Below are 14539 nucleotides of genomic sequence, written 5' to 3' on the forward strand. Positions count from 1 at the left end.
CGGACACCCCCGCGAAGATATGATCTTCGGCGACATGGTCGAAGGCAACACCTGCACATCTTGCGGGTTGAACTTCAAGAGGGCCGACATCACGATCGGCTAGCCAACTCAAACACACCCTCCGGAGAGGAGAGCACTCAGTAATGAGAGCCCCTCGAAGGAGGGTGCTTTCATATCTTTACAGTAGATGTATCACTTGACATATTGATCAAAATAAAGTATGATTATGTTAAGTTCAATCAAAAACAAAAAGAGGATTAAACAATGGAACCAAAACCAAAAAACGAACCAGTAGTAGCCTACGAAAAACTAGATCTATCAACAGAAGAGTACACGGCTAAACTTGCCGAAGCTCCAGTATTTGCTAAGAAAGCGGAAGTACATGCAGTTGTCGCGGTCGGCGGGGAGAAAATCGAGACGGTACTTGCGAATGGTATTGTAGAGACAGTCAACATAGCTAATTCTGGTGATGCCATTATTACCAACCCTGGTGGTGAACAATATATCATTCCAGCTGAGACATTTACAAAACGCTATGAAGCGACAACTGAAGAAGGTGTTTTCCGTGCAAAAGGCATGGCACGTGCACTTAAGAATGATACAGGTGCACCAATTGAGATTACGGCTCCATGGGGAGAATCACAGTTTGGAGACGAGAACTGTTTGATTGCTACAGTCTTTGATCCAGATAGCCCTGACCAAATTGGTTCTGACCGATACATCATTGGTGCGGACGAGTTTGCAGATACCTACGGTCCAATCGAAGAAGTATTGGCTGATGAAGTTTAAATTCAACGAGCATAGTTTACTAATTCACTTCTAATCTCGTTAATTAACCCCCGCCAAATAAAGTAGACACTACGGCTGTAGTGTCTACTTTATTTGGAAAAGTTGGCTCACGACAACTCGAATGCATGTTTTGCTAAAAGTACTATGTTTGAGATTGTAGGTGCTATTGATCCACACGTTTAACGACAACGTTTGTTACCATATTTTTTTCATCAACAAACACCACCTTTTGCTCAATGTGGCTCGCTTCACTACGCTCAAGTTGCTCTAGTGAAAGCACGATAACTTCGTCACCTGGTTGGAAAATTCTTGCCGGGCACCCATTTAGACATATTTCGCCTTCGCCTTGAACACCGGGAATGACATATGTCTCCCAGTGTGCGGCATTAGACATATTGTTGATGTGTACAAGCTGAAATGGAACTATTCCAGACGCTTCCATAAGTAAAGGATCGATAGTGACACTTCCTTCGTAATCGAGTCTGGCTCCTGTTACATGAACGCGGTGTAATTTTCCTGTGCAAACTAGGATCGACATGCTACCTCCTTTTATCTGACTTGTTTTTCTTGTAGAACTAATTGTACCTTTTTATTACTCTCCGGTTCATAAAATTGGGGCTGAGAGTTCGCATAGCTCATCATTTTAGCATGCAGTAGCGGTAATGATGTACGGAGACTATCGTGTACTATATGGGTTGTTTCTGGACTGACGGCTAAGTAATATGGTGGCTCACATATATCTTTATTCTTTTCCATGAAATCGCCTTCATCATCTACAGAAACTTTAGGTGTCTTCCAATATTCACCCAAAAAATGAACACCATGTTTATATTTGTTGTATGTTAGCAAAAAAGCGACACGCATCGTCGGCTGGTACGATCTATTTTCTAAATGTGGTAGCTTAATTAAATCTGACGTAACAAACTCTTCCACGATGAAACTATCAAAGGTATCGTTTTGCCAGGCACTATATGCGGCATCTTCAATATCTGCCAAGATACCTTTTTTTGTAATGATATAGTGAAGTACTTTATCTAGTTCTGGGAGTGTAACAATAATGACACCTTTGCCCATAAACTCACCTCTTGGTTTAATGACGAACGTATCGCACTGAAGGTCACTAGCAATTTTGGATGCGAGGTTTTTGGTGTACGCCTTTTTATAATTGCCCCACTTTGGCTTAAGAGTCGAAAGCATTTCGTCGCCCGTAAATAAATCGGTCATAAGGTACTTATCGATCCAAAACGGGAAGCTCGATTTATCCATAACAACCATTCCAGGTATTCGTGTTTCGAAATCTGTGATAACTGATAATTGTGACCAACTCGTATATAAAAATCCTTGATAAGAAGAAATATCATGAGAATTTTTAGTAGACTGTTTGGACTTTTCTCTAAAAGTCACATCAGAAAATAGCTGAATGAGGTCTTTAGGGTTTTTCCATGACGGTGATCTGGCAAGCACATCTATTAGGTTTTTATCTGCCATGCCATCACTAAGTATCCAACCATTTTTATTATATGTAGATAATACACTCAGTAGTTCTGTGTGTATTGAATCTTCAAGCGGGTTTCGGTAAGCATCACCATTAAACAACGAGAGACTTGCCTGTTGAATTTCGCAAATTTTCACGCCTTGCGTTGCACTATATTTTAGATCCGCAACCATGTAGCAAACATCGACGGGAAATTTATCTAACAGGTCTGTCGACATTAGTCGAGTTTAATAACGTTTAGTATGGGGTTACTGACGGTGACATAATAACTACTTGAACTATTGTTAATAAGCATATTAAACGTAACTGGTGCGTTCGTCACGGTAACCATCTGTGAAACGTTCAGTGAAGCCGAAACTGCAAAGCCATATATAAAACCAGTTTGATCGGCAGGAGTCCATGAAGAGTGCGTCGTTGCCGGAAAAGGCTGTACCTGTTGCCATGAACTTGTTCCATGTTGCTGAGATTCAAAACCAGCCGTAAAAGATAACGAGGTTGGATCAGTAGTTTCAAAAATGTATTCCTGTACAATGCCAGAAACGCTCATTAGATATGTGCCATTGGTTGAAATCGTTATCGTTGAACCACTTACTGTGATTGCAGATCCTACATTGACTGAAGCTGTATTAAAGCTAATAGCCGACTGACCACTTGGTACACTATTCGACGATGGGTAATCATTTGAGTAATACGAGGCGTATGCGGGTGACTGTGCTGCTGGTACGGTGGGAGTTGCCCATGTACCATCACCTCTTAAAAAGGTTGTACTCGTTGCAGAGCCAGTTGCTAATTCATCTGTAGGCACGACACCTGAATTGTTTAGCCCAGCCACGCCCGATGGTTGCCCAATCTGGTTAGAGGTGATACCACCCGCTTGAGTGACCGCGCCGGGCTTGATTTTACCAGTACTATCATGAGATACCTCAAGGTATTCATTGAGGATTTCTCCCCAGGTATTTGTATCTTCACCAGGAATCGGTAGTCGTTTATCAGTACTTATATGTATACCTTATTGCATACATTAAATGTCGCTATGCTTATAGATATAATACTAAAGCTTTGTTATGAAGGCGTCAATTAAAAGCGTATTAAATTATTAATTTTGTAGTACTAACAAGTTCATAATCTAAGCTATGAGTTATCTACTTTTCATGACTGACAATAATTTTAAGCTATTTTCCATGCTCTGTTATTATTAGCTAATGCAGGACAATATATTCCACGTAAAGCCTTGGTCGCCAGATGTGATAAAAGTTGCGGAAGGTCTTATTCATAAGATCCATCAGTTTACCCCCGGTCTAAAAGTTCTTTTTATGGGTTCGGCCGCTCTTGGCCTTCCTGGTAAAAATGATATTGATCTTGATGTCCTGTGTAAATGGAAAGATCTCGTTATGTACACCGAGAAACTATCCGTAGTGCTTGGAGCTCCTAAAGAAATACACAAAAATTTAGTAGCGTGGGAATATATGCTTGATGGATTTGAAATAGACGTCATACTTTCAGACCCTCTATTTTCTCATGTTCCGGAGCAGCAAAAGACGTTTGAAACACTAAGAGATAGCCCACACTTACTAACTGAGTACAGGCTACTGAAAGAATCTTGCGATGGTTTGCCGTATAAGGAATATGAAAAACGTAAAAAGGATTTTTTAAACTCCAGTGTCTATACGGATAGCCATTCATGAGAACTAATTTACATGTAAGCAATGCGTTATAATACATGTATATGAACAGGTATTTGCGACTTCCGTCCCGGGCAATTATTATGCTTGTTGGCTTTGTAGTTGCATTTATTCCAACGACAGTTATGGCCTCGCCGTTTGGTCAGGGTGTTTTTGGTGCAAACGTTCCGTTTGGTTCCGTAACAAGTCTCGCCATTAACCTCGGTGGGAATGTATCACTTAGCCTTACGACAAGTGGCGCAAATCTTGCAGGTACGGGATCGCATGTTATCACGGTTACTTCAACAGATGTTGTTGGGTACCAGTTGTTTGCACGAAGCAATGGTAGTACGAATATGACTGGTGCGAGTGCGACCATCCCAGCAAGTGCGAACAGTACACCAGCAGCACTCAGTCTTAATTCGTGGGGATTTAATACTGACGGTAGTGCAAACTTTGTTGGCATGACGACAGTTCCTCGTCTTATTAAAGATACGAGTGGACCTGCAAAGACTGGTGATACAACAACGGTAACTTACAAAGCATTCACTGATTCGACGCAGGCCTCAGGCCAATACTCTACAGCTGTTATTTATACTGTTGTTGCCGAGAATCAGTAGCCTGAGATAATTTCTTTTTTGCAGTATGTCGTCGTATGAGTATACTTAAGCCCCAGCTACCCAATATGACGACTGCGTAAAACCAAAGAGGCGTATAGACAACCAGTCCCTCGCTTATAATTGGTTTTGACGAGTCTGTACTATATCCATACGTTGCCTTGTATATGCCGGGTAATAAAGGTGACGGTATGTCATCGGTGACTCTGCGAGTAGTTCCCGGTAGGAGAATGTGAGTTGCTGTAACGGTACTTTTGTCGGTCCATAAGCCGCTAATTGAGCCTGTAGTCGTTGCTGTGTAGTGAACGTTGCCGGTGTTATTGATATCGAGACTGAAAGGAATAACATTCCCAACCACAAATCCACTAATTGAGTGAGAAACCAGCTTATTTGTTTGAATCGTTGGGCCATTAACTGTAATGTATAGTGGAGTTGCGACCTGAACTTGGCTAGATATACTCCCCTGTTTTAATGTCGCGCTTGCAACGATTGTGTAGTACTTACCGCCCGGTGCTGTTTTACCAGGGGGTGTGACGCTATATGCAACCTGCGCACTTTTATTTGGCTGAAGCTGAACGACTGTCTGCGTAAAATGTAGCCAATTTTCTTTAACATCACTAAAAATATAGTTATATGAGTAGTCGGCGACCGAAAACTGCTCAACAGATAATGTCACCGTAAGGGGTGCAGTTGTGAAGTTTGCAATTGTGACATTTCCTTGAACTGTTTTTCCCGCGTCAACTTCAAGAAATTGCTGTGGTGGGGATATTGCGAGGCCTTTATTTGTAGGTGTTTGCGCAAAAGTAGTACTAGGAAATAGGCTAACCAGTAGACTGGCGAGTAAAAACGTCATGAATAGCAAACGACGCTTCACAAAGTTACCCTCCTAACTACGTTTAACGAGCTGAACTTGGATGTCAGTAACGACATTATTGTAATGTTTAATGGCAAAAGCTTGAGTTTCCTGATTACGGGTTTGCCATTCTGGCGCAATAACGTAGCCATAGCCAAAGTCAAAATCACATGAAACTGGGTAGTGACCAAGTTGATTATCGATGCGCCACTGCTTGTTAACATATAGGAAACTAGCTTCAGATATAGCTCGCTGGTGCGTAGGGTCCTGCCATGCCCGCATACTTGAGTAGTATGGACAGACAATACGTGCAAAGCCCTTAATAGGAATATTTGGATTGCTTGGATCAAATTCTGCAGGTTTTAGTATTCGATAGATCTCGTCGAAGAATTGGAAGAATGGATCATTAAAACTATCACCATGTGGAATATGTTCAACAAAGTTAGAACATTCGATTTCATCGACTGAATTATCTGCAAATTGTGTCCATGGGAATTTCAAGAGGTCCTGTACATAATCGACACCATTTGTCTTGATAAGATCGACGCCTTTGAAACCTTCCGGTTTGTGCTCGCCTGAACCAAGCGATAATCTTAACGGTTCATTACTTGTCTCAATTTTTTTAGTAGCCATATATAGTCTCCTTACCACATAATCTGATTAGTTGCATCGTAATGTCCCACACGTACACGACTGTCGCAGGCAAATTTATAGCCAAGTTCTCGGGCACGTTGGAAAAACCACAAATCCTGTGTAAATACCTGGACGCCACCTTGCGGCGTAATCTCTTGTTTTGTTTTAAACCACTCACCATAGGTAAATCGTTTGTCTTTTAGCATCTCTGTCCTAAAAAGTGTAAAGCCCATACCAAGACCATTACATGGTGTGACGGCATCCGGAGCTGGAATTTGTGGAATGAAGTTTAAGGGCATTTCATTTGGGTTACCGTAACACATTGGCTGTCCAGCTTCACCTTTTGTCCAGTAGAGTCCACCAACGGCGTCGTACTCATCAATGGATTCATATAATTTTACGAGCCCATCAGCTGGCGGCGCATTATCTTCTTCTAACGTAAGAATGAATTTAAAGCTGCTAAGATCAGGGTTTTCAAGAATCATCTTAATAACCTGATTATATGCTTCACCTACCTCCATACCCTCCATGAAGAGAGGGCCTAGGACTTTTTGATTCATCGGACGTATCATTCCCTGCCAACTCTGTACGATACGAGCTGAAATCATGCCGCGAGTTGGGCAGATGATAATTGTCGATAAGTCTCGGTATGTCTTTTCTTTTTCGAGGCGTGTCGAATAATCACTTGAGTTGTGGATGCCAGAATTATCGGGGACGAGTATTTGTGGTTTTGTCATAAGGCTGTCTTAACATTATACTTGTATCTAGAATTTATACCATCCCAAGGTGTTAGAAATTGGAGCTGCCGCCTGAATTTCTATAGCTGCCATTGTTGGTTTTTGACCACTTGGTGAAGTTAAGCCATATGTTTGTGATCCGGGTGTGTTTGCTCCTTGATAGGCTGAATATGTGACATAGCTTCCAGTACCTGACTTATCAAAAAAGTCCTCCTGGACTGCACTTGACCTGTAGGCTGGGGCTCCAGGTGCTACTGCGTTCCAGTCAGCACTTATCCAAGACAGGATACTATTTGTACCAGTAGTTGTTAGCGTACTTGACGGAGCTGTACCTCCTGTTATATTCTCATTTGCAGCAGGGGTTCCCGCAAGTACCGCACCCGACCATCGCTCTACTGTGAGGTTATGCCACCCCGATGTACCTGAAAAAGTGACCGCAATAGTCATTGATCCCGGCGAGCCAGATATGTTAGCTGTAAATAAAGATACCGGTGTTTGACTGCTCGATGCATTACTTGCACGGAGTGTATAGGATTGGCTACCGCCCGAGGCAGTTCCGATAGTTGGCGTAGCCAGAGACTCACTGGCCACTTTAATAACATTGACCTCGCCGTTAGATGGAGTAAATGAAGGGGTAGTTAGTGTTGAAAGATCACTTGCGGTTGAGCGAACTGCATAAGATGTGATAAGTGTTGGATTTATATACTTTACCCTTTCAGCTTTATGATATTAAAAATCTGTCCATACTGGCGTTAACACTATGGCCCGCTAACCCAGCTAGTCGTTGCTTGAACTGACGCAGGCCCAATTGGATACATGTTGCCGCTAGTAAACGCAATATCGTCCCAGTATGCATTCATCGTACCCTGGGTGCTACTAATTTTACCAAATCGACAATCGATAATGGGCGTCGTACCCGTATTTACATTGGACACGCTATAACTATCTAGGGGTGTTAAGGAATCACCAAGGAAATACTGGGTGTTGATTGTTCCATTTGTTGTAGAAGTTCCTACGGTACACTGTTGCTCAATTCTATACCACGTCGCTGTAGTGAGTGGTGTAGTTGAAAAGGCTTTTATGGCTGCTCCAGTCGAGTCGCATACTGACAGTATTCCAGTGTTACCTATTTGGACTTTAGCCACGGAACTAGTGGCGCTCCTCGTGTAAGCGATGTCTGTCGTTGCGCTTGACATTGAATTTAGATAAACATAGAATCTGTATGCGCCGGTCATATCATTGACCTGATTGTTGAATGCGAGAACAAACCAGTCAGTAGAAGTGGAACAAAATGAATAATATGATCTGTTACCATGCATAGTAGGAAAGTTACTATAAATGACAGAAGCACTACCATTGAGCGAAACAATATCAAACGCCGTACCAGACCCGCCGCCCGAGTTTGCCCTCGTTAAACCTGTTGAGTTTGGCTGACCTTCGGCTGTATTTTGATGGTACTTTGATATATATGGATTCGGCCCAATATAGCCAATATCTTGGAGCGACATATCATCTAAGTAGTAATCTATATTGGCAGTTGAAGCAACATTTCCCCAGATACCTGCATTTATATCATCTCCACGTGTGTTAATTGTGGCAGGAGTAGTGATGGTTTCGGTAGGCGTTTTACCGTCTTTTGTTAAATATATCTTAAGAACGATCTGGCCTGCGCTGACGTTTGAAAAAAGCATCATCTCAGTCCTGAACCACTGACCGAGTGGAATACTCGTCGACGACGTTGAGACAGTTGTTCCTGAAGAGTCCTTAACAATAAGCTTATTACCGCCAATACCAAATCCTCCAATAGTTTGTATTGATGCATTAGTATATTCAAAAATGAAAGGAGTGTTGACTGGCGTGGTTGAAAAATACCAATATGACTGCATGTACATGGTTTTTCCAGGCTGGCTGACAGCAGTACTCCAATACATGTAAGCATTCGACCCAGTACTACCAGTTGTAATATGGTATGAGAGTGACCCATGAGCAGAAGTAAGAGACGAATATGTCATTGTAGTAGCACCGCCACCTGTGACGTTATTCCAGGGCTGACCACTATCGCCACCAGAGTTAGCTGTCGTGATCGTGGTACCATCAGTTCCACCCTCTGCGGTATTAATTAAAATCATATACAGTTTTTCTATTTAAGACAATCATTTCAGTATTAATTATATCTTGTCTGAACTTTGGAAAAGTATTAAATTCCACCACGGATTACTCCTATAAGCGCACTCAGGTTACCGGCTGCACTGGCAGTAAATGTAAAACTAGCTGTTGCACCTGTATTAACTTGTGATGTACTCCCTATGCTACCAAAAGATGTTGGCGCACTGGTCCATCCAGCTGGGTATGTAAATGCTGAAAAGCCTGTATTACATACACCAGCTAAAATGAGCGAGTTAGTCCCGGTAAGACTAAGACTCGGAACCGTCACACTTGCTCCTGAGCTATTTGTAGCGGTTTGGAACGTATCAACAAACGGGTTACCAGAGCTAGGTCCGCCAGTGATACGTATGGCATTAGACCATGTACTAGTCGCTGCCACACCACCAACTGTAGCGGCAGTTGGGCTATAGGTACCTGTATCGCTTCCTGCCGCATACTTATAGAGCCATGCACCTACTGTTACTGCCGACCCTGTGTTTGAAACAACAAAACTGGCAGTTGTAAATGAGGGTGCGCTAAATGGAGACGAAACGGGACTTGTACCTGTACTATACGATGCCCATACGTACATCAAAACAAGTGACCCTGCAACAACTCCGGACGGCACTACTCCATTGAGACTTGGTGTACCGCCACCGTTAGAAGCAACGATCGGTACTGCATATGCAGTGTTTAGCCATGAGTTTGTAGAATTTGCTGGTCCAATATACGATGTATCCTGTACGGAGTAGTCATCGATATAAAAGGTTGCCCAATCTCCGGTATTAGATAGCTTACCGACTGCAACGCTCGTTGAGTTTGAGGTTGTCGTATTGAGTGTACCGCTTGAAAAATCGTAAACAGGGTTAGTCGTCGTATCTTCTATGTAGACGCTATTGTGAACGTAGCCATTTGAGGTCGTCGTACCGGTAATAACAGTTTGTTCCACGCGAAGCCAGGTATTTAGAGGGAGAGTATTTACTGCAGTACTACCGGTAACAGTACCAGAATTATCTTGGGTAAAAAATTTACCTGCAGTTGTAACTGCTATGTTACACATTAATATACTGGAGTAGGTTCGGATGAATTGAGTTGCTGCCGTAGGATAATCAGTGAAGCATACATACACACGCTGTGAAATGACCGAGGTATCACTGGTGTACCATGTAAATGATGAGCCTGTTGCACTAGCGGATGTGAAATTATATGCCATCATTCCAGTATTGGTCGGAGCATTTGAAAAAGTAATGGAGCCACCCGTCCCCGGTGTGACAAGATCGAATGGCAGACCAGATGCACCGCCGCTATTGAGGCTCGTTACGGCTACGCCATGCGTCCCACCCTCGGCTGTATTGTATGTATTTACCTTGCGTGGTGTCGCTGAATATGAGCCGATCGCATCACTACTTTCATCACTAAAAGCAATATCGTCATAGTAAGCATTTAAGGTTCCAGCAGTATTATACTTACCAAATGCTACTCGGTATAACCAAGTCGTTCCATTGTTAGCAGTCGTACTCGAAAGTGCTTGAATAGCTGTTTTTGAATCACTGAGATAGTACTGTAACTTAGTTGTGCCAGTTGTGGCCGTGGCAACAACAGCCTGACACTCTATGCGGTACCAAGTATTAGCAGTTAGTGCACTGGTTGCAGTAAAAAGCACCGTGCTTGCTGAATCTCTAACGACTAACTTATTCGTTGCATCAAGACCGATCGTAATCACCACTGCGAACGCAGTGCTTTGGATAGCCGCCAGATCGACTGCGGCCCCAGGAAGTGTTGGCATGAATAGGTAAAATCGAGTCGCTATAGTTGCATTGCCAACAGCCCCAAGATAACATCGCACTGAATCCCCTGAACCACCGACCACATTATATGAAAGCGTACCATGTGCGCGGTTTGAACTTGAAAATGCTACTGTACCCGCACCGACAAGTCCGACGGCAGAGGTAAATGCATCTCCGGAAGCACCACCACTGTTTGCCTGGGTCACAGCCGTACCATTCGTCCCGCCCTCAGCCGTATTGATTTTGATCATTGGCATACTAGCTAGATCTCCAGCCTAGTACGTCGCACTATAAATTGCATGATAAAAAGCAGCTCTCATTGCATTGGATGCTTGCGTGTTATTAATTGCAGTAAGGGGTATAGTTGCTGGTAATCCTGCCGTGTTTGCACTGTATATACCCTGACCGAGATACACGTCGCGACCCGCACTCGTACTGCTGCCGATGACACCAAGAACGCCAGTTGCTATGATTTGGTTATTCCCCATCATTGTCATGCCCGTAGATGCAAATGTTGAAGCACTTGAAATAAGTGCTCCGACCCAGTATTCTCCAGGTGTAATATTAACGTTCATCGGAACGGTCATTTGCCTGATACCAGTTATGGTTTGAGTGTACTGCGCATTGGCTGTATTGCCATAAGAAAAGCCGTTATTCGCAGTACCAGAAGACATAAGAGAAAGAGTTGAGCCGTTTAGTGTATACACGCCCATAGATAGTGAATAGTTTGCAGAAGCCGTGGTTGCTGACGTAAAAGTCGATACTGTCAGTGAAACAGCGATCTTTGCTGCAGTACCCTGTACATTGTATGGAATATATTGGTGCTGGAGGGATAGAGAGCCGTTAGCCATAGTTCCGATAGATGAGAAAACAGCATTTGGTGCTTCCCATCTTGCAGCTAAGGCCCCCGTGCCATTATTGCCTGATATCGATATAGTATTTCCGCTCGTAAGGAGCGTTATGCCATTGAGTCCTACGAGGTTTGAAAGTTGAGGAACTGCAACACTAAATGCCTGGGCTGTTCCTGTTCCTGAGTTAATAGTGATTGCACCACCACCTTCAACAATATTAACAGTACCACTGGTATAGGTTGTATTTGAATTTGCTAGGGCAACCCCGCCGCTGCTTGTTCCTGCACCTGGAAGTGACCAACCACTAACGTAGCTACTGTCAAAAATACCCCATTGATCAAGGTAGAACGTGTCATTAACAGGCACGCTCGTTGCAGTTAACCACTGTGGGACAGCATAGGCAGCGGTTGCAGGTGCAGCACCAGTCACAGTTAGTAATGTAAACGTCGTACTGTTTACGTTTACTGGACTACCGGTGATGTTTGAAATGTATGCACCAGCTGATGTGTAGAAAGATATTTGCGCCTGACATTGTGCAGTGTTACCAATACCACGTTTTACAGATACAGTTGCCGTATATGTTTGGCCAGGAGTGACAGATGCACCATCAGTCGCGTTATTGGTTATAAATACATACGGGAAGCCTACAGACAGGTTAGTTACAAGAAGGCTTGTCGTGCCTTCAGCTGCAGTCGTATTGTCTATTGCAAGTGACGGGTTAGGAGCAACACTTGAGTTAGCCGTGTACTGACTTGTCGTGCCTGTGACACCTGCTGCTGATGCGCTCTTCATAAAGTTAGTAGGCGCCGCCGCGCTACCACCAGCAGAGATGGTAATAATATTACCACTACCAGCCGTTGCCTGGCTTAGGGTAACGTTGCTACCACCAGCAAAAATGAGTTGGTTAGAGGCAAAACCACTCACACCACTCGTGTTACCGTTTGTGCTCATACCAGCACTAAAGCCACCACCTGCACCGCCAGAAACGGTGATTGTTGCACCAATACTATTTGTACTTTGGCTAAGTGTGATATTGTTACCACCGACGAGGACAAGTCCATTGGTATTCTGGCCACTAACGCCACTCGTATTTCCTATAGTAGAAATACCTGCATTAAACATTGCCGGCGCACCGATACTGATCGTATTACCGTTTGTAGAGATACTGATAGCACCTGTTCCAGAGAAGACAGAGGTTTGTGGTACTGAGAAATTAAACGATTGTCCTGTTGTTGATGCGATTGTCATTGCACCACCTGCGACAACGAGGTTCGCGTTTCCACTGTTATAGGTAGTTTGAGAGTTTGCTATGCCAATACCACCACTTGCACCAGATAGAATTATTGAGCCGTTAGTATAGCCAACGCTGACACCACCATAGCCGTTAATGCTAAGCGAACGAGCATCTAGGGTGGCGGTACTGTTAAAGAAAGTATTGTTTCCAGCGAACATTCCCAGGGTTTGGTTTGTCTGGACGGGCACACCCATACTAACGGTATTACCGTTAGTTGAAATACTAAGGGCACCTGTTGCGGATATGCTTGAAGTTTGCGGTACAGAGAAGTTAAGTGACTGTCCGACACCACTTGCGATGGTGAGTGCACCACTTGCGTTGAAGTTAGCTGAGCCTGTTGAGTAGGTTGTGCCACCTCCGACGATCGCAACACCACCACCAGCCCCACCAGAGATCGTAATTGCGTTACCGGCCTGAGATAGTGTAATGTTGTTTCCGCCGGCCAATGTCAGCGTGCCGGAGCTAACTTGTGCCATTGCACCAGCGGTATTTCCCGAGAGAGTGATGTTATGGACATTTGATGTCTGAAGAGTTTGATTTGCCGCTGAGATACTGACAGTTGCAGATGCACCATTAATGCTTTGTGACAGTGTGACGTTATTTCCACCGGCAAAGACAATCCCACGAGAAACAGTTCCGGTTGTACCCGAAGTGTTCCCGATGTTGCTCATGCCAAATTTAGGAGGAATGTACGTCATGCTTCTTTAGATTATATACCAGTTACTACCGTTTGAGACGACGCGGACAGCAAAATATTGACTATCGAGCGAGAATGTCGTTGCACCATCAATCGTGTCACTAGCAGATCGGCCAACAACACATGTATTGGCCGAAGTATCAATGCGCTTGACGTAAAAATTATATCCAGTAAAAGACGCGGCGAGTGGAAGAGTTATTGTTGTATTGCCACTAGCAGCATCGGCAAAAATAATAACGTCGCTTCCTGTGATTGTGTAGTTACTAATCTTTGTAACTGTCGCAGTTGTAGCGTCAGCATCGGTCCATGAAGGTAGTCCTCCAGCGACACGGAGCGTCTTTCCGGTTGCTCCAACCGGTAAGCGTACGAAGTTACCACTACTGTCTCTATAGTGTAGGTCACCCGTTGCGCCGGAACTATCATCATAAAGTGCTACTTTTTTACGGACAGCTCCAGTTGTAATTGTAAAGTAAAGTGAATCTGTGTTAAATTCAGCTGCACCAACTTCTGCTGTTGTCATGAGCGTACCAGACGTGAGCTTTAGCGGCGCAGTACCTGCAGCTGCAGTACCTGCACGAACAGTAATTGTTTTGTGGCCACCATTTATGGCATTATCGGTGCCATCATCGTAGTGCTCTTTCAAGAGATACTGGCGAAGTATGTCACCCCATACGCCATCATCGTTATTAACGATTGGTAATCGCTGCGGAGTAGCCACGGCTACACCCCGAACTTACTTGAGCCAAAGCCGTGAGGCTTTGTTGTTGGTTTTACCTGAGTCATAGCACCTGGTGCAGCTTTCCATTTTTGGAGATTAGAAATTAAATTATTAATACCAATTATGGCAACTGCAAAACCTAAAACGTATCGCAAGAACTGCTTACGAGTTACCTCTTCCTTTAGAATTTGCGGGTTTAAAAATCTCTCCATCAACGAACACCGATTGCCTCTTATTATAAAAGTATAAGATACCGCTAGTG

15 protein-coding genes are annotated in these 14539 nt (G+C 43.7%); 3 read left to right on the forward strand and 12 right to left on the reverse strand.

Features of this window, described 5'->3' with window-relative positions:
- Positions 1 to 264: 264 nt before the first annotated feature.
- Positions 265 to 789 carry a PGDYG domain-containing protein gene (locus ABIS22_03305; GenBank protein ID MEO7740917.1) on the forward strand — a complete coding sequence of 175 codons (525 nt, stop codon included), beginning with the start codon at positions 265 to 267 and terminating at the stop codon, positions 787 to 789.
- Positions 790 to 952: 163 nt separating this feature from the next.
- Here the strand turns inward: ABIS22_03305 and ABIS22_03310 are convergent, their stop codons facing one another.
- Genes ABIS22_03310 through ABIS22_03320 form a run of 3 tightly spaced genes read right to left on the reverse strand, consistent with a single transcriptional unit; the run spans position 953 to position 3116 of the window.
- Positions 953 to 1327 carry an aspartate 1-decarboxylase gene (locus ABIS22_03310; protein MEO7740918.1) on the reverse strand — a complete coding sequence of 125 codons (375 nt, stop codon included), beginning with the start codon at positions 1325 to 1327 and terminating at the stop codon, positions 953 to 955.
- Positions 1328 to 1338: 11 nt separating this feature from the next.
- The gene (locus tag ABIS22_03315) at positions 1339 to 2502 is read right to left on the reverse strand and encodes a hypothetical protein (GenBank protein ID MEO7740919.1); all 1164 of its coding nucleotides are present in this window, start codon (positions 2500 to 2502) and stop codon (positions 1339 to 1341) included.
- Positions 2502 to 3116: a hypothetical protein gene (locus tag ABIS22_03320; GenBank protein MEO7740920.1), complete on the reverse strand. Its 615-nt coding sequence runs from the start codon at positions 3114 to 3116 to the stop codon at positions 2502 to 2504. Before ABIS22_03320 ends, ABIS22_03315 begins: the two co-directional genes overlap by 1 nt.
- 370 nt (positions 3117 to 3486) lie before the next feature.
- Here ABIS22_03320 and ABIS22_03325 point away from each other — a divergent pair, with 370 nt between their 5' ends.
- Together ABIS22_03325 and ABIS22_03330 are read left to right on the forward strand one after the other, a co-directional pair.
- Positions 3487 to 3969, forward strand: a complete 483-nt coding sequence (locus ABIS22_03325) for a hypothetical protein (protein ID MEO7740921.1) — start codon at positions 3487 to 3489, stop codon at positions 3967 to 3969.
- Between the two features lie 41 nt (positions 3970 to 4010).
- Positions 4011 to 4565 (forward strand): hypothetical protein, encoded by a 555-nt coding sequence (locus tag ABIS22_03330; GenBank protein ID MEO7740922.1) that lies wholly within the window; start codon positions 4011 to 4013, stop codon positions 4563 to 4565.
- Here ABIS22_03330 and ABIS22_03335 read toward each other — a convergent pair.
- The 9 genes from ABIS22_03335 to ABIS22_03375 form a co-directional block, all read right to left on the reverse strand.
- Positions 4534 to 5436: a hypothetical protein gene (locus tag ABIS22_03335; protein MEO7740923.1), complete on the reverse strand. Its 903-nt coding sequence runs from the start codon at positions 5434 to 5436 to the stop codon at positions 4534 to 4536. The two genes, ABIS22_03330 and ABIS22_03335, sit on opposite strands and share 32 nt — an antisense overlap.
- 12 nt (positions 5437 to 5448) lie before the next feature.
- Complete coding sequence (locus ABIS22_03340) at positions 5449 to 6048, reverse strand: hypothetical protein (protein MEO7740924.1); 600 nt, start codon at positions 6046 to 6048, stop codon at positions 5449 to 5451.
- A gap of 11 nt (positions 6049 to 6059) precedes the next feature.
- The gene (locus ABIS22_03345) at positions 6060 to 6785 is read right to left on the reverse strand and encodes a hypothetical protein (protein MEO7740925.1); all 726 of its coding nucleotides are present in this window, start codon (positions 6783 to 6785) and stop codon (positions 6060 to 6062) included.
- 27 nt (positions 6786 to 6812) lie between these two features.
- Positions 6813 to 7376, reverse strand: a complete 564-nt coding sequence (locus ABIS22_03350; GenBank protein ID MEO7740926.1) for a hypothetical protein — start codon at positions 7374 to 7376, stop codon at positions 6813 to 6815.
- A 167-nt stretch (positions 7377 to 7543) separates the two neighbouring features.
- Positions 7544 to 8914, reverse strand: a complete 1371-nt coding sequence (locus ABIS22_03355; GenBank protein MEO7740927.1) for a hypothetical protein — start codon at positions 8912 to 8914, stop codon at positions 7544 to 7546.
- 68 nt (positions 8915 to 8982) lie between these two features.
- Positions 8983 to 10974, reverse strand: a complete 1992-nt coding sequence (locus ABIS22_03360; GenBank protein MEO7740928.1) for a hypothetical protein — start codon at positions 10972 to 10974, stop codon at positions 8983 to 8985.
- Positions 10975 to 10992: 18 nt separating this feature from the next.
- Entirely contained in the window at positions 10993 to 13560 is a 2568-nt protein-coding gene (locus ABIS22_03365; protein ID MEO7740929.1) for a hypothetical protein, read from the reverse strand.
- A gap of 6 nt (positions 13561 to 13566) precedes the next feature.
- Positions 13567 to 14277: a hypothetical protein gene (locus ABIS22_03370; protein MEO7740930.1), complete on the reverse strand. Its 711-nt coding sequence runs from the start codon at positions 14275 to 14277 to the stop codon at positions 13567 to 13569.
- Between the two features lie 2 nt (positions 14278 to 14279).
- Positions 14280 to 14489: a hypothetical protein gene (locus ABIS22_03375; protein ID MEO7740931.1), complete on the reverse strand. Its 210-nt coding sequence runs from the start codon at positions 14487 to 14489 to the stop codon at positions 14280 to 14282.
- Positions 14490 to 14539: the final 50 nt, after the last annotated feature.

The organism is Candidatus Saccharimonadales bacterium (assembly GCA_039928925.1).
In the GTDB taxonomy this organism is placed as follows: domain Bacteria; phylum Patescibacteriota; class Saccharimonadia; order Saccharimonadales; family Saccharimonadaceae; genus UBA6022.